Annotated in this window: 16 protein-coding genes; 8 read left to right on the forward strand and 8 right to left on the reverse strand. The window is 67.2% G+C overall.

All coding sequences use genetic code 11. From position 1 onward, the window contains the following. Positions 1 to 47: 47 nt before the first annotated feature. Positions 48 to 668 (reverse strand): chorismate--pyruvate lyase family protein, encoded by a 621-nt coding sequence (locus tag HV783_RS19865; protein WP_064525540.1) that lies wholly within the window; start codon positions 666 to 668, stop codon positions 48 to 50. Positions 669 to 794: 126 nt separating this feature from the next. Between HV783_RS19865 and HV783_RS19870 the strand changes: the two genes are divergently transcribed. After that, a complete protein-coding gene (locus tag HV783_RS19870; protein ID WP_175189740.1) occupies positions 795 to 1,526 on the forward strand; it encodes a pseudouridine synthase in 732 nt (243 codons plus the stop codon). An 89-nt stretch (positions 1,527 to 1,615) separates the two neighbouring features. On the opposite strand, the gene HV783_RS19875 is transcribed toward HV783_RS19870, so the two are convergent. Then, the gene (locus HV783_RS19875; protein ID WP_006394388.1) at positions 1,616 to 2,521 is read right to left on the reverse strand and encodes a LysR family transcriptional regulator; all 906 of its coding nucleotides are present in this window, start codon (positions 2,519 to 2,521) and stop codon (positions 1,616 to 1,618) included. 335 nt (positions 2,522 to 2,856) lie between these two features. Between HV783_RS19875 and HV783_RS19880 the strand changes: the two genes are divergently transcribed. The 3 genes from HV783_RS19880 to adeC are packed head-to-tail and all read left to right on the forward strand — an operon-like array spanning position 2,857 to position 8,734. Next, positions 2,857 to 4,050, forward strand: coding sequence for an efflux RND transporter periplasmic adaptor subunit (locus HV783_RS19880; RefSeq protein ID WP_049074437.1), 1,194 nt, complete (start codon positions 2,857 to 2,859; stop codon positions 4,048 to 4,050). Positions 4,051 to 4,064: 14 nt separating this feature from the next. Beyond that, positions 4,065 to 7,247: an efflux RND transporter permease subunit gene (locus HV783_RS19885; protein ID WP_054504140.1), complete on the forward strand. Its 3,183-nt coding sequence runs from the start codon at positions 4,065 to 4,067 to the stop codon at positions 7,245 to 7,247. Further along, complete coding sequence (gene adeC, locus HV783_RS19890; protein ID WP_064525522.1) at positions 7,244 to 8,734, forward strand: AdeC/AdeK/OprM family multidrug efflux complex outer membrane factor; 1,491 nt, start codon at positions 7,244 to 7,246, stop codon at positions 8,732 to 8,734. The genes HV783_RS19885 and adeC overlap by 4 nt, the downstream gene beginning before the upstream one ends. Positions 8,735 to 8,812: 78 nt before the next feature. On the opposite strand, the gene HV783_RS19895 is transcribed toward adeC, so the two are convergent. Further along, positions 8,813 to 9,064, reverse strand: a complete 252-nt coding sequence (locus HV783_RS19895) for a GlsB/YeaQ/YmgE family stress response membrane protein (protein ID WP_049074432.1) — start codon at positions 9,062 to 9,064, stop codon at positions 8,813 to 8,815. 142 nt (positions 9,065 to 9,206) lie between these two features. Then, positions 9,207 to 9,821, reverse strand: coding sequence for an SCO family protein (locus HV783_RS19900; RefSeq protein ID WP_054504173.1), 615 nt, complete (start codon positions 9,819 to 9,821; stop codon positions 9,207 to 9,209). A 222-nt stretch (positions 9,822 to 10,043) separates the two neighbouring features. On the opposite strand from HV783_RS19900, the gene HV783_RS19905 reads away from it, so the two are divergent. Then, positions 10,044 to 10,775: a class I SAM-dependent methyltransferase gene (locus HV783_RS19905; protein ID WP_081273498.1), complete on the forward strand. Its 732-nt coding sequence runs from the start codon at positions 10,044 to 10,046 to the stop codon at positions 10,773 to 10,775. 59 nt (positions 10,776 to 10,834) lie between these two features. Here HV783_RS19905 and HV783_RS19910 read toward each other — a convergent pair whose 3' ends face one another. The 4 genes from HV783_RS19910 to HV783_RS19925 form a co-directional block, all read right to left on the reverse strand. Further along, on the reverse strand, positions 10,835 to 12,901 hold the full coding sequence (locus HV783_RS19910) for a M3 family metallopeptidase (protein WP_175189741.1): 2,067 nt from the start codon (positions 12,899 to 12,901) through the stop codon (positions 10,835 to 10,837). Between the two features lie 217 nt (positions 12,902 to 13,118). Then, a complete protein-coding gene (folD, locus tag HV783_RS19915) occupies positions 13,119 to 13,970 on the reverse strand; it encodes a bifunctional methylenetetrahydrofolate dehydrogenase/methenyltetrahydrofolate cyclohydrolase FolD (RefSeq protein WP_024068618.1) in 852 nt (283 codons plus the stop codon). Further along, positions 13,967 to 14,593, reverse strand: a complete 627-nt coding sequence (locus tag HV783_RS19920) for a response regulator transcription factor (RefSeq protein ID WP_020927318.1) — start codon at positions 14,591 to 14,593, stop codon at positions 13,967 to 13,969. The genes folD and HV783_RS19920 overlap by 4 nt, the downstream gene beginning before the upstream one ends. Then, positions 14,590 to 16,344 carry a PAS domain-containing sensor histidine kinase gene (locus tag HV783_RS19925; protein WP_020927319.1) on the reverse strand — a complete coding sequence of 585 codons (1,755 nt, stop codon included), beginning with the start codon at positions 16,342 to 16,344 and terminating at the stop codon, positions 14,590 to 14,592. The genes HV783_RS19920 and HV783_RS19925 overlap by 4 nt, the downstream gene beginning before the upstream one ends. Before the next feature lie 431 nt (positions 16,345 to 16,775). Between HV783_RS19925 and aceE the strand changes: the two genes are divergently transcribed. Genes aceE through lpdA form a run of 3 tightly spaced genes read left to right on the forward strand, consistent with a single transcriptional unit; the run spans position 16,776 to position 22,940 of the window. Further along, positions 16,776 to 19,484: a pyruvate dehydrogenase (acetyl-transferring), homodimeric type gene (aceE, locus tag HV783_RS19930; protein ID WP_064525520.1), complete on the forward strand. Its 2,709-nt coding sequence runs from the start codon at positions 16,776 to 16,778 to the stop codon at positions 19,482 to 19,484. Between the two features lie 12 nt (positions 19,485 to 19,496). Next, positions 19,497 to 21,155, forward strand: a complete 1,659-nt coding sequence (gene aceF, locus HV783_RS19935; RefSeq protein WP_175189742.1) for a dihydrolipoyllysine-residue acetyltransferase — start codon at positions 19,497 to 19,499, stop codon at positions 21,153 to 21,155. A 12-nt stretch (positions 21,156 to 21,167) separates the two neighbouring features. Further along, positions 21,168 to 22,940, forward strand: a complete 1,773-nt coding sequence (lpdA, locus tag HV783_RS19940) for a dihydrolipoyl dehydrogenase (protein WP_175189743.1) — start codon at positions 21,168 to 21,170, stop codon at positions 22,938 to 22,940. The last annotated feature ends 132 nt before the right edge of the window (positions 22,941 to 23,072 follow it).

Genomic DNA, 23,072 nt, shown 5'->3' on the forward strand with positions numbered 1-23,072 from the left:
TGTGCTGGGCGGAGGCGTGCGGCGCGGCGCCCGGCGGCGCCTCGCGGCTAGCGCGGCGTGCGCTGGTGCGGCACCAGCGGCGGCGCCGCGCGGCCGGCCACCAGGCGCCAGAAATCCGGCAGGAAGCATTCCGCCACCAGCAGCGGCTGGCCTTGGCGCCAGAACACCGAGCGTCGCGCCCAGACCCGCTCGGCGTCGCGCGGGCGGCCATTGGCGGCCAGCGCGCCAGCGGCGGTGGCGTGAAACGGCACCGGCCAGGCCAGCCGGCGGCACGCGAACGGCGAACGGATCACGGTGCTGTCGTGATACAGCATGTCCGCCAACGGCCGCGTCAGCAGCCGCCGCATGCCCTGCCAGGCGCCGTGCGAGGCGCGCAGCGGCGTCAGGCTGCGCGCCGGCACGCTGTCGATGCCGTCCACCGACATCAGCACCTCGCGCACCCAGACGGGCGCGCCGGGCGCGATGCGCATGGCGTGCGCTTCGTCGGCGGGCGCGCCGTCCGCGTACTCGGCCAGCACCCGCAGGCGCACCTGGCCGACCTGGCGCAGGCCGGCGGTCAGGGCGCCGGGACGGAACAGCCAATGGCGCTGGGCAAGGGTCAGGACGGGCGGGGCGCTGGCCAGCCAGCCGGCGGCCAGGGGAGGGCGATGTGCTGCTGCTGAGGTCATCATGGCTGCGTATTATGCCAAGGCCGGCGCGCGGCCTGGCCGTCGCGGCCTGTGGCCGATTGCCGCAGGGGCGCCGGCGGCCGCAGGGCGGCGGCGCGGGCGGGGCCTGCGCATACAATACCGGCCATGGAAAAAGTACGAATCTCCAAGCTCATGTCCGAGCGTGGACTCTGTTCGCGCCGCGAGGCCGACAGCTATATCGAGCGCGGCTGGGTGCGGGTCGACGGCGAGGTGGTGTCCGAGCTGGGCGCGCGCGCCTTCCCGCACCAGGTCATTACGCTGGAACGCGCCGCGCAGGCGCGCCAGACATCGCGCGTCACCATCCTCATCAACAAGCCGGTGGGCTACGTCTCGGGGCAGGCCGAAAAGGGCTACACGCCCGCGGTGGCGCTGATCGGCGCGCGTTCGCGCTTTGCCGGCGACCGCAGCCCGCAGCGCTTCGAGCGCGGCCACCTGGACGGCCTGGCCGTGGCCGGGCGGCTGGACATCGATTCGCAGGGGCTCCTGGTGCTCACGCAGGACGGCCGCGTGGCCAAGCTGCTGATCGGCGAAGATTCCAGCATCGACAAGGAATACCTGGTGCGGGTGCAGGGCGAACTGTCCGAGAACGGTCTCGCGCTGCTGAACCACGGCCTGTCGCTGGACGGCAAGGCGCTCAAGCCGGCCCAGGTGCGCTGGCAGAACCACGACCAGTTGCGCTTCGTGCTGCGCGAGGGCAAGAAACGCCAGATCCGCCGCATGTGCGAACTGGTCGGGCTGAAGGTGGTGGGCCTGAAACGCGTGCGCATCGGCCGCGTGGCCCTGGGCGACCTGCCGCTGGGCCAGTGGCGCTACCTGCGCGACGACGAACGCTTCTGAACGCGGCGCCGGCCCGGCGCCGGCGCGCGCTTGCCGGGCCGCCGCCGCCCGGCCGCGAGCAAGTTTTTCAGTCTGTTTCCGAGCCGCCGTCATTTCATGAACGGCGCGGTATCCTTCGCCTGCCCGTCTCCGCCCAGGCGCTCCATCAGGAATTCGATGAAGATCCGGGTCTTGGCGGGCAGCAGCCGGGTTTCCGTGACGGCATACACCGGGAACGGGCCCAGTTGCCAGTCCGGCAGCACGCGCCGCAACTGGCCCGATTTCTGTTCGGCGGTCTGGCCGCCGACCAGCACGGTGATGCCGGCGCCCAGCATCGCCAGGCGCCGGGCCATGGCCACGCCGTTCACGGAAAAGCGGTTGCCGGGCGTGAACTGGATGTGCTGGTCGCCGCTGTTCAGCGGCCAGCGGGTGACGCGGCCGGCGCCTTCGGCGCGGAACTCGATGCACTCGTGGCGGGTCAGGTCGCTGGGGTGCTTCGGTTCCCCGTGCTTCTCCAGGTATTCGCGCGAGGCGTACAGATGGGCGGGCAGCATGCCCAGCAGTCTCGCGATCTGCGTCGAATCGGGCAGTTCGCCGATCTCGATGGAAATATCGCAGGTCTGGAACACGCGCTGCGCGTGATCGGGATTGGCAAGATCCAGGAAAAACGTGACGTCGGGATAACGGCGCGAGAATTCCATGAACGATTCAGCCAGGAAATCGGTGCCGAAATCGGCCGGCATGTTCACCCGCAGGGGGCCGGACGGCGTGTCGACCAGCTTCTGCAGTTCCTCGTGGGCGATCTGGGCCTCGGCGACGATGCGCTGGCAGCGCTCGAAATACAGCCGGCCGGCGTCGGTCAGCTCCACCTTGCGGGTGGTGCGGCTGAGCAGGCGCAGGCCCACCGACCGTTCCAGTTCGGCCACCTGGCGAGACAATGTCGATTTGGGCACCCCCAGGGCGGCCGCCGCACGGCTAAAACTGTGCGTCTTGGCGACTTCCACGAAGAGTTCCATGCCTTGTAGACGTTTCATGGAAGGGATTCTGTCACACGATGGGGCGATTTATTGTCCCATATCTGGAATGATGTTTTCTCAATATGCCTCTTTGTTTCTCGGGCGGGATAACGCAAAATGCCGATTCTGCAATGCAGCAAAGCGTCGAAGCCCTGCCTGAATGTCTGAGGCGAAACCACACCCCAGTCAATCCTCACGAGCCGCAACGATGCGCGGTCCGGGTGGCGCCGTTGCTGTCGCCGGTTGCCGGCGGACACCGCGGTCGCCCCGCGGGCGCAGGCCACGGCGGGCGGGTATGACGCTACCTTTTTAGTTGGAAATCGGGAATGCAATCTATGAACAAGAAAAGCGCGATGTGGCGCGGTGCGGCGGTGCTTACGCTGACGGCATCGGCCCTGACGTTGGCCGCTTGCGGCAAGAAACAGGAAGCACCCCAGGCGGGCAAGCCGCAGGTGACGGTCGTCACGCTCACCACCAAGCCGGTTTCCCTGACCACTGAATTGCCGGGCCGCACCTCGCCGTTCCGCGTCGCCGAAGTGCGGCCGCAGGTCAACGGCATCGTGCAGAAGCGCCTGTTCACCGAGGGCGGCGAGGTCAAGGCCGGCGACCAGCTCTACCAGATCGACCCCGCGCTCTACCAGGCCAGCTTCGACAGCCAGAAGGCCGCCCTGGCGCGTGCCCAGGCGCAGCAGAAGACCGCCGCGCTGCTGGCCGAACGCTACAAGCCGCTGGTGGCCACCCGCGCCGTCAGCCAGCAGACCTACGACAACGCCGTGGCGGCGCGCGACCAGGCCGTCGCCGACGTGCTGTCGGCCAAGGCCGCGCTCGACACCGCGCGCATCAACCTGGTCTACACCAAGGTGCTGTCGCCGATCAGCGGCATCATCGGCCGTTCCTCCGTCACCGAGGGCGCGCTGGTCACGGCCAACCAGGCCACGGCCCTGGCCGCCGTGCAGCAGATCGACCCCATCTACGTCGACGTGACCCAGTCCAGCGTGCAATTGCTGCGCCTGCAGAACGCGCTCTCCAGCGGTCAACTGAAGAAGGCCGAGGGCGAGCAGGCCGCGCTGGTCACGCTGACGCTGGAAGACGGCTCGCAATACACCCAGCAGGGCAAGCTGCAGTTCTCCGAAGTCACCGTCGACCCGGGCACCGGCTCGGTCACGCTGCGCGCGGTGTTCCCCAACCCGGACCGCCGCCTGTTGCCCGGCATGTTCGTGCGCGCGCGCCTGGTCGACGGCGTTGCCGCCGACGGCCTGCTGGTGCCGCAACGCGGCGTGACGCGCAACCAGCGCGGCCTGCCGACGGCGCTGGTGGTCAATGCCGAGAACAAAGTGGAACTGCGTGAAATCAAGACCGACCGCGCCATTGGCGACCAGTGGCTGGTCACCGACGGCCTGAAGGCCGGTGACAAGGTCATCGTGGAAGGCGTGCAGATGGTGCGCCCGGGCGTCGAGGTGGTTGCCTCTGAAGCCAGCGCCAAGCCGGCGCAGCAACCGCAGGCGGGCGCCGCGGCGGCCAAGCAGTAGTCAGGGAGCCTTGCATGGCAAAGTTTTTTATCGATAGACCGGTTTTCGCATGGGTGATCGCGATCGTGCTGATGATGGCCGGCGCGTTGTCCATCCTGAAGCTGCCGGTTTCGCAGTATCCGAACATCGCGCCGCCGGCCATCGGCATCGCGGTGACCTACCCGGGCGCCTCGGCGCAGACGGTGCAGGACACCGTGGTGCAGGTGATCGAGCAGCAGATGAACGGCCTCGACGGCCTGGAGTACATCTCCTCGGAAAGCAACGCCGACGGCAGCATGTCCATCACGCTGACGTTCCGCCAGGGCACCAACCCCGACACCGCGCAGGTGCAGGTGCAGAACAAGCTGTCGCTGGCGCAGCCGCTCTTGCCGCAGGAAGTGCAGCAGCAGGGCATCCGCGTCACCAAGGCCACCAAGAACTTCCTGATCGTGGCGGGCTTCGTGTCCACCGACGGCACGATGACCAAGGACGACCTGGCCGACTACGTCGCCTCGTACGTCCAGGATCCCATCAGCCGCACGCAGGGCGTGGGTGACTTCCAGTTGTTCGGCTCGCAGTACGCCATGCGCATCTGGCTGGATCCGGCCAAGCTGGTGAACTACGGCCTGACCACGGTCGACGTGGTCAACGCCATCAAGGAACAGAACGTCCAGGTGTCGTCCGGCCAGTTGGGCGGCCTGCCCGCGGTGCGCGGCCAGCAGCTCAACGCCACCATCATCGGCCCCTCGCGCCTGGAAAAGCCGGAAGACTTCGGCCGCATCCTGCTCAAGGTCAATGCCGACGGTTCCCAGGTGCGCCTGGCCAACGTCGCCCGCATCGAACTGGGCGGCCAGACCTACGCCATCGACAGCTACTACAACGGCAAGCCCGCCTCGGGCCTGGCGATCAAGCTGGCCCCCGGCGCCAACGCGCTCGATACGGCGCAGGCGGTGCGTGACACCATCAACAACCTGAAGCCGTACTTCCCGCCGGGCATGGACGTGGTCTATCCGTACGACACCACGCCTTTCGTCAGCCTGTCGATCGAGGAAGTGTTCAAGACGCTGGTGGAAGCCATCATCCTGGTGTTCCTGGTGATGTACCTGTTCCTGCAGAACTTCCGCGCCACACTGATCCCGACGCTGGCGGTGCCGGTGGTGCTGCTGGGCACCTTCGGCGTGCTGGCCGCGTTCGGCTATTCCATCAACACCCTGACCATGTTCGGCATGGTGCTGGCCATCGGCCTGCTGGTGGACGACGCCATCGTGGTGGTGGAAAACGTCGAGCGGGTGATGGCCGAGGAGGGCCTCACGCCCAAGCAGGCCACGCGCAAGTCCATGACCCAGATCACCGGCGCGCTGATCGGCATCGCCATGGTGCTGGCCGCGGTGTTCATCCCGATGGCGTTCTTCGGCGGCTCGACTGGCGTGATCTATCGCCAGTTCTCCATCACCATCGTGTCCTCGATGGTGCTGTCGGTGATCGTCGCCATCGTCTTCACGCCGGCGCTGTGCGCCACGCTGCTCAAGCCCATCCCGAAGGGCCACCATGGCACCAAGCGCGGCTTCTTCGGCTGGTTCAACCGCAGTTTCGACCGCAGCAGCCACGCCTACGCCAATACCGTGGCGCGCGGCCTGGGCCGCACCAAGCGCCTGATGGTGGTGTACCTGGCCATCGTCATCGCCATGGGCTGGCTGTTCACCCGCATCCCGACCGCGTTCCTGCCGGCCGAGGACCAGGGCATCCTGTTCGCCCAGATCCAGACGCCCGCCGGCGCCACCGCCGAGCGCACCAAGGCCGTCATCGACGAGGCCACCAACTACCTGCTGACCGAAGAGAAGGATGCCGTCACCTCGGTGTTCGCGGTCAACGGCTTCAACTTCGGCGGCCGCGGCCAGAATGCCTCGATCCTGTTCATCAAGCTGCGCGACTGGGAAGACCGCGGCGCCGCCAATCTCAAGGCGGCCGCCGTGGCGGCGCGCGCCAATGCGCACTTCCGCAAGACCGAGCGCGACGCCCAACTGTTCGTGGTGCCGCCGCCTTCGGTGATGGAACTGGGCAACGTCGACGGTTTCGACTTCCAGTTGATGGACCGCGCCGGCGTGGGCCATGAAAAACTGCTGGCCGCGCGCAACCAGTTGCTGGGCGAGGCGGCGCAGAGCAAGATCCTGCAGGGCGTGCGCCCCAACGGCATCGAGGACGCGCCGCAGTACCAGCTCGACATCGACCGCGAAAAGGCGCGCGCGCTGGGCGTGGCCGTGTCGGACATCAACAGCACGCTGTCCACCGCCTGGGGTTCGTCGTACGTCAACGACTTCATCGACCGCGGCCGCGTCAAGAAGGTGTTCGCGCAGGGCGAGGCCTCGGCCCGCATGCTGCCCGAAGACCTGGACAAATGGTACGTGCGCAACAAGGATGGCGACATGGTGCCGTTCTCGGCGTTCGCCAAGGCCACCTGGAGCTTCGGCCCGCAGAAGCTGAACCGCTACAACGGCGTGCCTTCGTACAACATCCAGGGCGGCGCGGCGCCGGGCTACAGCTCGGGCGCGGCCATGGACGAGATGGAACGCATCGCCAGCAAGCTGCCCACCGGCGTGGGCTTCGAGTGGACCGGCATGTCGTACGAAGAACGCCTGTCGGGCGCCCAGGCGCCGGCGCTGTACGCGATCTCGCTGATCGTGGTGTTCCTGTGCCTGGCGGCGCTGTATGAAAGCTGGACGATTCCGTCCGCGGTCATGCTTGTGGTGCCCCTGGGCATCATCGGGGCGCTGGGCGCGACGCTGCTGCGCGGCCTGTCCAACGACGTGTACTTCCAGGTGGGCCTGCTGACAACGATCGGGCTGGCGGCCAAGAACGCCATCCTGATCGTGGAGTTCGCCAAGGAGCACTACGAGGCCGGGGCGAGCCTGACGGAATCGGCGATCCACGCCGCCCGCCAGCGCCTGCGCCCGATCCTGATGACGTCGCTGGCGTTCATCCTGGGCGTGGTGCCGCTCGCGATCTCCTCGGGCGCCGGTTCGGGCAGCCAGAACGCCATCGGCACGGGCGTGATCGGCGGCATGCTGACCGCGACCTTCCTGGCCATCTTCTTCGTCCCCGCGTTCTTCGTGATCATGCTGCGCCTGTTCAAGGTGGAACGCATGAGCGCGCGACGCGATCCGCACGACCCCAGCGCCAACGACGCGCAGGACGTGTCCGTCGAAGGAAAACCGCAATGAAGCTGCAGATGAGAACCCTGGTTTCCCTTTCCCTGGCGGCGGCCCTGGCGGGCTGCTCGCTGGCCCCGACCTACGAACGGCCCGACGCGCCGGTCTCGGCGGCCTATCCGGCCGGCCCGGCCTACAAGGCCGATGCCGCCGGTCCGGTGGCCACCGCCGACATCGGCTGGCGCGACTTCTTCGCCGATCCCTTGCTCCAGCAACTGATCGAGCAGTCGCTGGCCAATAACCGCGACCTGCGCGTGGCGGCCTTGAACGTCGAGGCCGCGCGGGCCCAGTACCGCATCCAGCGCGCCGACCTGCTGCCCAGCGTCGGCATCGCCGGCAAGGAAACCGCCCAGCGCACGCCGGCCGACCTGTCGCCCAGCGGCCAGGCCACCACCAGCCACAACTACCAGGTCGGCGCCGCGCTGTCCTCGTGGGAGCTGGACCTGTTCGGCCGCATCCGCAGCCTGAGCGACAAGGCGCTGGAATCGTACCTGGCGCTGGACGAAACCCGCACCGCGACCCAACTGACGCTGATCGCCGAAGTGGCCAACGCCTACCTGACGCTGCGCGCCGACCAGGAGCTGCTGAGCCTGACGCGCGACACGCTCAAGAGCCAGGATGATTCCTACAAGCTCACCAAGCAGAGCTACGACCAGGGCCTGTCCACCGCGCTCGACCTGAGCCAGGCCGAAGTGTCGCTGCGCACCGCCCAGCGCAACCTGTCGCAGTACACGCGCCAGGCCGCGCAGGACCGCAACGCGCTGGTGCTGCTGGTGGGCCAGCCGCTGTCGCCGGAGATCTCGGCGGCGCTGGACAACGCCGTCAAGCTTGACGACGGCATGCTGCCGACCGCGCTGCCGGCCGGCCTGCCGTCCGAGCTGCTGGCGCGCCGTCCGGACATCCGCGCCGCCGAGCACCAGCTCAAGGGCGCCAATGCCAACATCGGCGCGGCCCGCGCCGCATTCTTTCCGACCATCAGCCTGACGGGCAACGCCGGCACCGCCAGCGCCAGCCTGGGCGGCTTGTTCAACGCGGGTTCGGGCGCCTGGAGCTTCGTGCCGCAGATCACGGTGCCGATCTTCGCCGGCGGCTCGCTGCTGGCGGGCTTGGACCTGGCCAAGGTGCAGAAGAACATCCAGATCGCGCAGTACGAGAAAACGATCCAGACGGGATTTCGCGAAGTGGCCGACGCGCTCGCCGGCCGCGGCACGCTGGACGAGCAGATCCAGGCGCAGCAACTGCTGGTGGCCGCCAACCAGCGCGCCTATGACCTGTCCGAGCAGCGCTTCCGCCAGGGCATCGACGACTACCTGACGGTGCTCGATTCGCAGCGTTCGCTCTATACCGCGCAGCAGGCGCTGGTCGATACGCGCCTGGCGCGGCTGTCGAACCTGGTCACCTTGTACAAGGTGCTGGGCGGCGGCTGGACCGAGCGCACGGTCACGGCGGCGCAGCCGGCGCCGGACGCCGCGCCCGCCGCCAACGGCCAGCGGGGCTGATCCCCGGGCAGTCCGACAGCGAAAAAAAGCGGGCCGATCGAAAGATCGGCCCGCTTTGCGTGGTGCGCGCGCGGCGCGTCAGGTGCGTTTCTTGGCGATCAGGCCGACCACGAACAGGACGATGATCGCGCCGACCACCGAGCCGATCCAGCCGGCCGGTTCGCCCGGGGCGTACCAGCCCAGCTTCTGGCCGAGGAAGCCGGCCACGACCGCGCCCACGATGCCCAGTATGGTGGTCATGATGATCCCCATGTTCTGGTCTCCGGGCATGATCGCGCGGGCGAGCAGCCCGACGATGAAGCCGACGATGATCATGATGATGATGCTCATGCGCGTACTCCTTGCGAGGGTAAAGGGCGATGTGCCCTGATATTACCCACGCGCGCGCCAGCGGGGCTGTAACAACTGGTGTTTGGGGCCTGGACGCAACATGCTGCGCCGCATGGCCCATGCAGCAATGTTGCACCTCGCCTTACGAAGTCAGGTCGATCAACTGGCGCAGGTCCTTGGTCATCGCCTCGATGCTGTCGGTGTCCGAGGCCAGCAGGCGGGCGCGGCCCTGATTGTCGAAAATGTACACGCCGCGGCTGTGGGTCACTTCGTACTGGTCGGCGTCATCGCCGGGACGGGGCTTTTCGATCTGGTAGGCCACGCGGTAGCGGCGCGCCAGGTCGGCCACCTGCTTTTCGTTGCCGGTGACGCCAATGGCGTTGCTGTTGAAGGCGTTGACGTAGGCCTGCAGGATATCCGGCGTGTCGCGGTGCGGGTCGACGCTGACGAACACGATGCGCACGTCGCGCGCCTTGTCGCCCAGGTTCTGCAGCACCGCCGTCAACTGCGCCATGGTGGTGGGGCAGATGTCCGGGCAACTGGCGTAGCCGAAGAACAGCAGCACGGTCTTGCCCTTGAGGTCGTCGCTGCTGACGGTCTTGCCGCCGGCGCCCGGCAGCGAGAACTTCAGATCGGGCAGGTGGCCCTTGACGTTGTAGAGCGTCCAATCGACATTGCGGTCGCCGCAAGCGGCAAGCAGCATGCACAGGGCCAGGAAAAGACCGCGCCAGGCGCGTCCGGTAAGCAGGTGTCGCATGGGTTCCATCGCCGGTTGGAGGGATAAACCCGTCGATTCTACCCGTTGGCGGCGCGTTGGCCGCGCGCCGCCAACGCTGGTGTTTGTCCCGCCGCAAGGCGCGTGCGGCGCACTTGTGAAGCTTTGTCGAAATATTGTTGGAGAAGTGGCAAATCGGGCCATGCGAACGGTTGTTGACAGCTACAGTCAGGATATTGTCAGTTACCGGCGAGGTGCCACTCTATGAACACCGCGGCCAGTCATGCGCTGGGCTATCCCTATTTTCCGTATTACCCCGTGGTGCTCGACATCCTGCGCAGCCGCCTGGCGGGGCGTGTGCTGGACGCGCCTTGCAACCGCGGCTGGCTGGGCGACATGGTGCGCCCGGCGACCGGACGCGATGTCGAACTCGATGGCATCGGTCCGGCCGGGTTGCCGGCCTCGGCCAATGGCTACCGGCGCCTGACCGTGCATGACCTGGAAACGCCGCTGCCCGCGGCCGTGCCCTACGACGCCGTGGTCTGCAGCGAAGCGATCCACCTGGCGTCCAACCCCGGACTGCTGGTGCGCGGCTTTCATGACGCGCTGCGCCCGGGCGGCACGCTGGTTCTGACCACGCCCAACGCGGGCCGCGTGCGGGTCCGCCTGCGGGCGCTGCTGCGCGGTGTGCACGTCGATCCCTGGAGCGCCGCGGCGCGCACGGAAGGCGCGCTGTTCCCCCTGGGCTTTGCCCAACTGCATCAATTGCTGGCGCACCATGGATTCCACGACATCACCCTGCATTCCGTGGCCGAAACCAGGCAAGGGCGCTGGCTCGATCATCTGCTGGCCTGGCCCGCGCGGCGCTATTGCCGGGCGCGCCTGAAACACGCGCAGGACGAGGACAGCCGCCACTTCTGGCGCCAGGCCGGCTCGGAACCGTCGGCGCATGGGAACTGGCTGGTGGTATCGGCGCGCCGGCCGGGGGAGCGCTAGCGCGGCCAGCCAAAAAAATGGCCCGCTCGCAAGCGGGCCATGGATCATGCGCGAATCGATCAACCCGCGCTCATGCCGCTGTGGCGCAGCAGCGCATCGATGCGCGGGGCGCGGCCGCGGAAGGCCGCGAACGACTCGGCCGCGGGACGCGAGCCGCCGACGGCCAGCACTTCGCGGCGGAAACGCGCGCCGGTGGCCGGATCGAGCGTGCCCAGGGCGTTGCCGGCCTGCCTGGCCGCGGCTTCCTCGAACGCCTCGTAGGCGTCGGCGGACAGCACCTCGGCCCACTTGTAGCTGTAGTAGCCGGCGCCGTAGCCGCCCGCGAACAGGTGCGAGAAGGCATGCGGCAGGCGGTGCCAGGCCGGCGGGAACAGCACCGCGACCTCGGCGCGCACTTCCTGCAGCAGGGCCAGCACTTCGCTGATGCTGGCGCCCTTGGCGCGGTCGTGCATCAACATGTCGAACAGCGCGAACTCGATCTGGCGCACGGTCTGCATGCCGCTCTGATAGTTGCGGGCCGCGACCAGGCGGTCGTAGAGCGCGCGCGGCAGCGGTTCGCCGCTGTCGACGTGGGCCGACAGCTTCTGCACCACCGCCCATTCCCAGCAGAAGTTCTCCATGAATTGCGAAGGCAGTTCGATGGCGTCCCATTCGACGCTGGCGAAGGCGGCGGCGCCGGGCTCGTCCACTTCCGATAGCAGGGCGTGCAGGGCATGGCCGGTTTCGTGGAACAGGGTGATGACGTCATCGTGCGTCAGCACGGCGGCGCGGTCGCCGTTGGGGCGCGAGAAATTGCAGGTCAGGTAGGCGATCGGCGTCTGCACACGGCCGGCGACCACGCGGCGCGTGCGCTCGCTGTCGACCCAGGCGCCGCTCTGCTTGCCGGCGCGGGCGTACAGGTCCAGGTAGAGGTAGCCGATCAGGTCGCCCTGGGGGCTTTCGACGCGCACGCCGCGCACATCGGCATGCCACGACGACACCGGCGTTTCGGCCAGGCGCACGTCGAACAGAGTCTCGATCACTTCGAACAGGCCGGCCAGCACGCGCGGCTCGGTGAAGTACTGCTTCACCTCGTCTTCGGAGTAGGCGTAGCGCGACTCGCGCAGGCGCTCGGAGGCATAGGCCACGTCCCACGGCTGCAATTCGGCCAGGCCGAGTTCGGCCGCGGCGTAGGCCTTCAGCTCGGCCAGGTCGCGCTGGGCGTAGGGCTTGGCGCGGGCGGCCAGGTCGCGCAGGAAGGTGGTGACCTCCTTGGCGTCGCGCGCCATGCGCGTCTGCAGGCGCAGCGCGGCGAAGGTGCCCAGGCCCAGCAGGGTGGATTCCTCGGCGCGCAGCGACAGCAGTTCCTCGATCAGGGGCGAGTTGTCGAACCGGGCATCGCCCTGTTCGGACGCCACCGTGCCGTAGCCGCGATACAGCGCCTCGCGCAGCGAGCGGTCCTGCGCGTACTGCATGACGGGCAGGTAGCAGGGCATCTTCAGCGTCAGCTTCCAGCCCGGCTTGCCGTCTTCCTCGGCGGCGGCGCGCGCGGCGGCCCGCACGTCGGCGGGAATGCCGGCCAGGCGGGCCTCGTCCTCGATCAGCAGCGACCAGGCGTCGATGGCGTCCAGTACGTTCTCGGAGAATTTCTGCGAGGCCTGCGCTTCGCGGTCGGAAATCGCGGCGTAGCGCTCGCGGTCGGCGCCGCGCAGTTCGACGCCGCTCAGGCGGAAGTCGCGCAGGGCCATCTCGACGATGCGGCGGCGCACCGGCGACCACGAGGCGAAATCGGGCGCGGCGGCCAGGCGCTGGTACTGCTGGTACAGGCCTTCGTGCAGGCCGACCCAGGTCGAGAACTCGGTCACCAGGGGCAGGGCGGCGTTGTAGGCCTCGCGCAGTTCGGGCGTGTTGACCACGGCGTTCAGGTGGCCGGCCACCGACCAGGCGCGCCACAGCCGTTCGGAGGCGGTATCCAGCGGCTCGACCACGGCTTCCCAGGTGGGCGCCAGCGCCGGATCGGCGGCGCGGTCCACGGCCTGACGGGCGATGCCCAGCAGTTCCTCGATGGCGGGCACCACGTGAGCGGGCTTGACCGCCTGGTAGTCGACCAGTTCTGAAACGGGGGCGAGCAAGGGATTCTGGGTCATGGTGTTACCAATAGCGTGAGAGGAGGGCGGGCAGCAAGCGAGCGCGCCGGCAGGCATAAGGATCAGGTTGGGGCGGCAGGCCGAAAAGCAAGGGCCGGCCCTGGGCGCGCCCGGTTTCGCGCGGCAGGCCCGGAGACGACTGTGGGTTTGCCCCCGGCCCCCGGAAGGGCGCGGGACAAACCCACAGGGGTGCCACGGCGGGGCGCGGGACCGGTCTTCAGGCCGCGGCCCGTTCCGCCGCTTCGACGGTGTTGACCAGCAGCATGGCGATGGTCATGGGGCCGACACCGCCCGGCACGGGGGTGATGGCGCCGGCCACCTGGCTGGCGGAGGCGAAGTCGACGTCGCCGCACAGCTTGCCGTCGGCGCCGCGGTTGATGCCCACGTCGATGACGACCGCGCCGGGCTTGATCATCGAGCCGTCGATCATGCCGGGCTTGCCGGTGGCCACCACCAGCACGTCGGCGCGGCGGGTCTGCGCCGCCAGGTCGCGGGTCTTGGAGTTGCAGATCGTGATGGTGGCGCCCGCGGCCAGCAGCAGCATGGCCATGGGCTTGCCGACGATGTTGCTGGCGCCGACGATCACGGCCTCGGCGCCGCGCAGGGCCACGCCTTCCGATTCCAGCATCTTCATCACGCCGTAGGGCGTGCAGGGGCGGAACAGCGGCTGGCCGGTCATCAGCAGGCCGGCGTTGCTGACGTGAAAGCCATCCACGTCCTTCTCGGCGGCGATGGCTTCGATGACCTTGTGCGCGTCCATGTGCTTGGGCAGCGGCAACTGCACCAGGATGCCGTGGATGGACGGATCGCGGTTCAGCTTGTCGATGCGGGCCAGCAGTTCGGCCTCGGTCATGTCGGCGGGGTACTGTTCCTTGACGGAATGCAGGCCGGCCTTCTCGCACGCCGCGACTTTATTGCGCACGTACACCTGGGAGGCGGGGTCTTCGCCCACCAGCACCACGGCCAGGCCGGGGCGGGTGCCCTTGGCGGCCAGGGCGGCGACGCGTTGGGCGACTTCTTCGCGAATGCGCTGCGACAGGGCGGCGCCGTCGATGATCCTAGCGGTCATGCGTGTGCCTCGGGTTTGGCCAGGGCCACTTTCATCAGGTCGGCAACGGTGGTCACTTCAAGTTTTTCCATGATGTTGGCGCGGTGCGCTTCGACGGTCTTGATGCTGATGCCGAGGTCGTCGGCGATCTGCTTGTTCAAGCGGCCGGCGACGATGCGCTCCAGCACCTGCTGCTCGCGCGCGGTCAGGCGCGCCAGCATGGCTTCGTGGTCTTTCTGGGCCTGGTGCTTGCTCACGCGTTGCGTGGCCTGCTCCAGCATGCGCGCCACGATTTCGCGCAGATCGGATTCGTTGAACGGCTTCTCGAGGAAGTCGACGGCCCCCTTCTTCATGGTCGACACGGCCATCGGCACGTCGCCGTGGCCGGTGATGAAGACGATGGGCAGGGGGGCGTTGCGGGCGATCAGTTGTTCCTGCAGCTCCAGGCCGCTCATGCCGGGCATGCGCACGTCGGCGATCAGCACGCCGATCTGGCTGGGGTCATAGTCTTCCAGGAACGACTCGCCGCTGGCATAGGCGCGAACCCGGTAGCCATTGGCCTCCAGCAGCCAGCGCAGCGAATCGCGGACCGCTTCGTCGTCGTCAACAATGAATACCGTGCTCGACAGGTGGGGCGTGTTCATGCGTGCAACTCCTCGGACTGATCATTCTGGGCCTGCGTCTGAGACGCAGCGCAGGGCAGGGTAAAGCGGAAAATAGTACCGCCGGCGGGATTCGGGTCCGCCCACAGGCGGCCGTGGTGCGATTCGATAATGGTACGGCAGATATTCAGTCCCATGCCCAGGCCCTGGGTCTTGGTGCTGAAGAAGGGCTCGAACAGGCGCTCCGGCTCGGCCAGGCCATGGCCGCGGTCGACCACCGCGACCTCGATGTGCTGCTCGTGCAGGATCACGGCCACCTTGAGCTCGTCGGACTCGCTCTTTTCCATGGCTTCCAGGCCGTTTTTGAGCAGGTTCAGCAGCACCTGTTCGATCAGGATCGGGTCGGCCAGCACGTCCGGCGCGTTCGACGGCACGAAGCTGTCGATGCGGATGCGGCGCTTGCGGGCGTCGATCTCGGCAAAACCGATGGCGTTGTCGACGATGCGGCCGATCGCCACGCGCTGGCGGCGCGGCTCGCTGCGCTTCACGAATTCGCGGATGCGGCTGATGATCTTGCCGGCGCGCTCGGCCTGCGAGGCGGCTTTTTCCAGCGCCGGCAGCAGCATGTTGGGGCTGGTGTGGCCGGCCTTGACCAGCGCCACCGCGCCCATGCTGTAGTTGGCGATGGCGGTCAGCGGCTGGTTCAGTTCGTGCGCCAGCGACGAGGCCATCTCGCCCATGGTGGTCAGGCGGCTGGTGAGCTGGATCTTTTCCTGCTGCACGCGCGAGGCCTCTTCGTGGGTGCGGCGTTCGGTGATGTCGCGCGCCACCTGCATGCGCACGCGGCGGCCGTCGGTCCAGGCCAGCATGCGGTGGTGCACTTCGAACCAGCGCTGCACCGAAGGCGCGAAGACTTCCACGGATTCATCCGTGAAGCGGCCGCGGCGGCCCGCCAGCAGCTCGTCGTGGCCGCCGGTCTGGGCGCCGAACACGCGGCGGTAGGTGCGGTTGGCGAACAGCAGCTCCAGGCCGTCGTGGGTGTCGGCGGTGACCGAGATGGCGTCGTCCAGGCCTTCCAGCACCGTCATGAAGCGCTCGTGCGCGGCGGTCAGGGCCTCGCGGATGCGCTTGGGCTCGGTGATGTCGGTCATCGACGTCATCCAGCCGATCTGGTTGCCGTTGGGGTCCAGCAGCGGCGACACGTACATGCGCGCCGTGAAGCGCGAGCCGTCGCGGCGCTGGGCCTCGACTTCCAGGCCGCTGCTGGGCGTCTTGCCGGACATCAGCACGTCCAGGGTGTGCTGGTGCTGTTCATGGCGGCCCGGCACCCAGTAGGGGAAGGGCGGGCTGCGGCCGATCAGGTCGGCCTCGTTCCAGCCGATCATGCGGCAGAAGGCCGGATTGACGTAGGCGATGCGGCCTTCCATGTCCAGCACGCGCATGCCGGTGGACATGGAGTTCTCCATGGCGCGGCGGAAACCGGTCTCGGCGATGAGGGCGGCCTCGGCGGCGGAACGGAAGCGCGTATAGCGCCACAGCATCAGCAGGCTGATGACGATCACGCACGACAGCGCCAGCACGACCCAGATCAGGCGCTGCTGCCGCATTTCCTGGTCGATGGTCACGAACATGACGCTGTCGTCATGGATGCGCTGCAACCAGAAGAACACCCCCATCACACAGATATAGAGGATCAGCACCATCGCGGGCGTGACCCAGTACACCCCGCGGCGGCGCGTGCGGGCGTGGTCGTGGAACGGCGTGGGTATATTGGACTTGGGCGCGCTGGACATGTAATTTGGGCCGGATAGGCCGGGCATTTTTCATCGCCAGGCCGCCTCAAGATGAAAACGCCCCCGCGGGGCAGCAAGCCGAAGGCGCGGCGTGGGGGGCATTTTAGTGCGTGTCGGCGGGAATTGCCGGGAATCAAGCCCTTCAGAAGGGAGATGGGCTAAAAAAGTGCCTTCCATCCTTTTCAGCTTCTGTTCATATTTTCGCATTATGAAATGCCGTACCGCAACATGAAATTTTCCTTGCGACCGGTTAATCTTCTTTCTTAGAATGCCGGCTGATAGGGAAACCGCTCCCGAGTAGCTGGTCTCTAGCACAACACCCCGACCCATGCATGGCATGGTAGCCCGGATGATCCCGACTACCATGGCGTGTCCGCGAGTAGATAAATAAGCGGGTGCGGTCACGAACGAACCCCAACAGGAGACACACGATGTCCTCTTTCGCCCAGGCTGGCGCCGTGCAGGCTGCCAACGACGAAGACACCCTAGAAACCCAGGAGTGGCTCGAAGCCCTGGCGGCAGTCCTTGATCGCGAAGGACCGCAGCGCGCGCACTACCTGCTGGAACGCCTGATCGACGAAGCCCGTCGTTCCGGCGCCCACATCCCGTTCTCGCCCAACACCGCTTACGTCAATACGATTCCGCCCGGCCTGGAGCCGGCGCATCCGGGCAACCTGGAACTGGAATCGCGCATCCGCTCGTACGTGCGCTGGAACGCCATGGCCATGGTGGTCAAGGCCAACAAGCACAACCCGCCGGACGGCGGCGACCTGGGCGGCCACATCGCCTCGTTCGCCTCGCTGGCCACCATGATCGGCTGCGGCCAGAACCACTTCTGGCATGCCGAAACCGAAGACCACGGCGGCGACCTGGTCTACTTCCAGGGCCACACCTCGCCCGGCATGTACGGCCGCGCCTACCTCGAAGGCCGCCTGACCGAAGAACAACTGAACCACTTCCGCCAGGAAGTGGACGGCAAGGGCCTGTCCTCGTACCCGCATCCGAAGCTGATGCCGGACTTCTGGCAGTTCCCCACCGTGTCGATGGGCCTGGGCCCGTTGATGGCCATCTACCAGGCCCGCTTCCTCAAGTACCTGCACGCCCGCGGCATCGCCGACACCAGCAAGCGCAAGGTCTGGGTGTTCTGCGGCGACGGCGAAATGGACGAACCCGAGTCGCTCGGCGCCATCGCCCTGGCGGCCCGTGAAAAGCTCGACAACCTGATCTTCGTCATCAACTGCAACCTGCAGCGCCTGGACGGTCCGGTGCGCGGCAACGGCAAGATCATCCAGGAACTGGAAGGCGACTTCCGCGGTTCGGGCTGGAACGTGATCAAGCTGATCTGGGGCGGCTACTGGGATCCGCTGCTGGCGCACGACAAGGAAGGCATCCTGCGCAAGATCATGGAAGAAACCGTCGACGGCGAGTACCAGGCGTACAAGGCCAACGACGGCAAGTTCGTGCGCGAGCATTTCTTCGGCAAGCACCCCAAGCTGCTGGAAGCCGTCTCGCGCATGAGCGACGAGGACATCTGGCGCCTGAATCGTGGCGGCCACGATCCGCACAAGGTCTACGCCGCGTTCGACGCCGCCTCCAAGCATGAAGGCCAGCCGACCGTGATCCTGGCCAAGACCATCAAGGGCTACGGCATGGGCCACGTGGGCCAGGCCAAGAACCCGACCCACCAGCAGAAGAAGCTGGAACTGGACTCGATCCGCGAATTCCGCGACCGCTTCGGCATCCCCATCCCGGACGACAAGCTGGCCGACCTGCCGTACTTCAAGCCGGCGGAAGACTCGCCCGAAATGAAGTACCTGCACGAGCGCCGCGCCGCGCTGGGCGGCTACCTGCCGCGCCGCCGCGCCAAGGCCGACGAGCAGCTCAAGGCCCCGGCGCTGGATGCCTTCAAGGCCGTGCTGGAACCCACCGCCGAAGGCCGTGAGATCTCCACCACGCAAGCCTTCGTGCGCATCCTGAACCAGGTGCTGCGCGACAAGGAACTGGGTCCGCGCGTCGTGCCGATCCTGGCCGACGAATCGCGCACCTTCGGCATGGAAGGCCTGTTCCGCCAGATCGGCATCTACGCGCCGGAAGGCCAGAAGTACGTGCCGGTCGACAAGGACCAGGTCATGTACTACAAGGAAGCGGCCGACGGCCAGCTCCTGCAGGAAGGCATCAACGAAGCGGGCGCGATGAGCTCGTGGATCGCGGCGGCCACGTCGTACTCCTCGAACAACCGCATCATGATCCCGTTCTTCATCTACTACTCGATGTTCGGGTTCCAGCGCATCGGCGACCTGGCCTGGGCCGCCGGCGACATGCAGGCGCGCGGCTTCCTCTTGGGCGGCACCGCCGGGCGCACCACGCTCAACGGCGAAGGCCTGCAGCACGAAGACGGTCACAGCCACATCCTGGCCTCGACCATCCCCAACTGCGTCTCGTACGACCCGACCTTCGGCCACGAACTGGCCGTGATCATCCAGCATGGCCTCAAGCGCATGGTGGAAGACCAGGAAAACGTCTACTACTACCTGACGGTGATGAACGAAAACTACCCGCAGCCTGGCCTGACCGCCGGCGACGAGGAAGGCATCATCAAGGGCATGTACAAGCTCAAGTCGCACGGCAAGGGCAAGAACCGCGTGCAACTGATGGGCTCGGGCACGATCCTGCGCGAAGTCATGGCCGCCCAGGAACTGCTGGAAGCCGACTGGGGCGTGGCCTCGGATCTGTGGAGCGTCACCAGCTTCACCGAACTGCGCCGCAACGGCCTGGACGCCGAGCGCCACAACATGCTGCACCCCGACGAGAAGAAGCCGCAGGTGGCCTACGTCACGGAACAGCTCGCCAAGACGGAAGGCCCGATCATCGCGTCGACAGACTACATGAAGCTGTTTGCGGACCAGATCCGTCCGTTCGTGCCCAAGGGCCGCGAATACAAGGTGCTGGGCACCGACGGTTTCGGCCGTTCGGATTTCCGCGCCAAGCTGCGTGAGCACTTCGAAGTGGATCGCCACTTCGTCGTGGTCGCCGCGCTGCGCGCGCTGGCCGACGAAGGCAAGGTGCCGGTTGCCAAGGTGGCCGAAGCCATCAAGAAGTACGGCATCAACCCGAACAAAGCCAACCCGCAATACGCCTGAGGGTAAAGAGACATGAGCAACGTCGTGCAAATCAAGGTTCCCGACATCGGCGACTTCAAGGAAGTGGAAGTCATTGAAGTGCTGGTGGCGGTGGGCGACACGATCAAGGCCGAGCAGAGCCTGATTACCGTCGAGTCCGACAAGGCCTCGATGGAAATTCCCGCCTCCACCGGGGGCGTGGTCAAGTCCATCAGCGTCAAGGTCGGCGACAAGGTCGCTGAAGGCTCGGTGGTGCTGGAGGTCGAAGCGGCCGATGCCGCCGCCCCGACCGCCAAGGAAGCCCCCAAGGCCGAAGCCCCCAAGCAGGCCGCCGCCGCCGCGCCCGCCGCCAAGGCCGAGGCCGCCGCACCGGCCGCCAGCGGCGGTCCGGTCGAGATCGAAGTGCCGGACATCGGCGACTTCAAGGAAGTGGAAGTCATCGAGGTCATGGTCGCCGTCGGCGACACCATCAAGGCCGAGCAGAGCCTGATCACCGTCGAGTCCGACAAGGCCTCGATGGAGATCCCGGCCTCGCAGGGCGGGGTGGTCAAGGAAGTGAAGGTCAAGGTCGGCGACAAGGTCGCCAAGGGCTCGGTCGTGGTCGTGGTGGAAGGCAGCGCGCCCGCCGCCGCGCCGGCCGCCAAGGCCGAGGCCGCGCCGGCCAAGTCGGAAGCCCCGGCCGCCAAGGCCGAAGCGCCCGCCGTTCCGGCCACGCCCGCCGCCGGCTCGCGTCCGGCTCCCGCCGCCGCGCTGGAAGACGCCAACCTCAAGCCCGGCCAACTGCCGCACGCCTCGCCGTCGGTGCGCAAGTTCGCCCGCGAACTGGGCGTGAACCTGAGCAAGGTCAAAGGCACCGGTCCCAAGGACCGCATCACCGCCGACGACGTGCGCGGTTTCGTCAAGCAGGCGCTGGCCGCCGGCCCGGTGGCCGCCGCCGGTGGCTCGGCCGATGGCGCCGCGCTGGGCCTGCTGCCGTGGCCCAAGGTCGACTTCACCAAGTTCGGCCCGGTCGAAGCCAAGCCGCTGTCGCGCATCAAGAAGATCTCCGGCGCGAACCTGCACCGCAACTGGGTCATGATCCCGCACGTCACCAACAACGACGAAGCGGACATCACCGACCTGGAAGCGCTGCGCGTCACGCTGAACAAGGAAAACGAGAAGTCGGGCATCAAGGTTACGATGCTGGCCTTCCTGATCAAGGCCGTGGTCGCGGCCCTGAAGAAGTTCCCCGAATTCAACGCCTCGCTGGATGGCGACAACCTGGTGCTCAAGCAGTACTACCACATCGGCTTCGCCGCCGACACGCCCAACGGGCTGGTGGTGCCGGTGATCCGCGATGCCGACAAGAAGGGCATTCTGCAGATCGCCCAGGAAATGACCGACCTGTCCAAGAAGGCGCGCGAAGGCAAGATCTCGCCCGCCGACATGCAGGGCGGCTGCTTCTCGATCTCCTCGCTGGGCGGCATCGGCGGCACCTCGTTCACGCCCATCATCAATGCGCCCGAAGTGGCCATCCTGGGCGTGTCGCGTTCGTCGCACAAGCCGGTCTGGGACGGCAAGCAGTTCGTGCCGCGCCTGATCGTGCCGCTGTCGCTGTCCTATGACCACCGCGTCATCGACGGCGCCGCCGCTGCCCGCTTCAACGCCTATCTGGGCGCCTTGCTGGCCGACTTCCGCCGCATCGCGCTGTAAACGGGGAGCCCTATGAGCAATACCGTTCAAATCAAAGTGCCGGACATCGGTGACTTCAAGGAAGTCGAAGTCATCGAAGTGCTGGTCGCCGTGGGCGATACCATCAAGGCCGAACAGAGCCTGATCACGGTCGAGTCCGACAAGGCCTCGATGGAAATCCCCGCCTCCACGGGCGGCGTGGTCAAGTCCATCAGCATCAAGGTCGGCGACAAGGTCGCCGAAGGCTCGGTGGTGCTGGAAGTCGAGGCGGCCGAGGCTGCCCCGGCCGCCAAGGAGGCGCCCAAGGCCGAAACCGCCAAGGCCGAGGCCCCCAAGGCCGAAGCCAAGCCGGCCGCCGCGGCCCCCGCCGCCGCGACCTTCAAGGGTTCGGCCGACGCCGAGTACGACATGCTGGTGCTGGGCGCGGGCCCCGGCGGCTATTCGGCCGCCTTCCGCGCCGCCGACCTCGGCCTGTCCGTGGTGCTGGTCGAACGCTACGCCACGCTGGGCGGCGTCTGCCTGAACGTGGGCTGCATCCCGTCCAAGGCGCTGCTGCACAACGCCGCCATCATCGACGAGGCGCGCGAACTGGCCGCCCACGGCATCAGCTTCGGCGAACCCAAGATCGACCTGGACAAGCTGCGCGGCTACAAGGACAGCGTGGTCGCCAAGCTGACCGGCGGCCTGGCCGGCATGGCCAAGGCGCGCAAGGTGACCGTGGTGACGGGCGTGGGCGAATTCGCGGATGCCAACCACCTGGCGGTCAAGGGCGCCGACGGCAAGTCGCAGACCATCCGCTTCAAGCAGGCCATCATCGCCGCCGGCAGCCAGTCGGTGAAGCTGCCGTTCCTGCCGCAGGACGAGCGCATCGTCGATTCCACCGGCGCCTTGCTGCTGCGTGAAATCCCCAAGAAGATGCTGATCATCGGCGGCGGCATCATCGGCCTGGAAATGGGCACGGTGTACTCCACGCTGGGCGCGCGCCTGGACGTGGTGGAAATGCTGGACGGCCTGATGCAGGGCGCCGACCGCGACCTGGTCAAGGTCTGGCAGAAGAAGAACGCCGGCCGCTTCGACAACATCATGCTCAAGACCAAGACGGTCGGCGCGGAAGCCCGGAAAGACGGCATCTACGTCACCTTCGAGGGCGAGGGCGCGCCGAAGGAACCGCAGCGCTACGACCTGGTGCTCCAGGCCGTGGGCCGCAGCCCCAACGGCAAGAAGATCGGCGCCGACAAGGCGGGCGTGGCCGTGACCGACCGCGGCTTCATCGAGGTCGATCGCCAGATGCGCACCAACGTGCCGCACATCTTCGCCATCGGCGATATCGTCGGCCAGCCGATGCTGGCGCACAAGGCGGTGCATGAAGGCCACGTGGCGGCCGAAGCCGCCGCCGGCCAGAAGTCGTTCTTCGACGCCCGCGTGATTCCGTCGGTGGCCTACACCGATCCGGAAGTGGCGTGGGTCGGCCTGACCGAAGACGAAGCCAAGAAGCAGGGCATCAAGGTCGAGAAGGGCGTGTTCCCGTGGGCCGCTTCCGGCCGCGCCATCGCCAACGGCCGCGACGAAGGCTTCACCAAGCTGCTGTTCGACGCCGAGACGCACCGCATCCTGGGCGGCGGCATCGTCGGCACCCATGCCGGCGACCTGATCAGCGAAGTGGCGCTGGCCGTGGAAATGGGCGCGGACGTCATCGACATCGCCAAGACCATCCACCCGCACCCGACGCTGGGCGAATCGGTGGGCATGGCGGCCGAAGTGGCCGAAGGCGTGTGCACCGACCTGCCGCCGATGAAGAAGAAGTAAACCCTGGCTGGCCGGATCTTGCATCCGGACGCAGGCACCGCAGCCCGAAGCGCTTCCCGGCCTTCGGGCTGTTTTTCATTGGGACGTTTTTCTGGATAATCCATCCGGCCATGCCCGGCTGATCCCGGCCCC

The sequence above is a fragment of the Achromobacter dolens genome, from assembly GCF_902859745.1.
GTDB lineage: Bacteria > Pseudomonadota > Gammaproteobacteria > Burkholderiales > Burkholderiaceae_B > Achromobacter > Achromobacter dolens.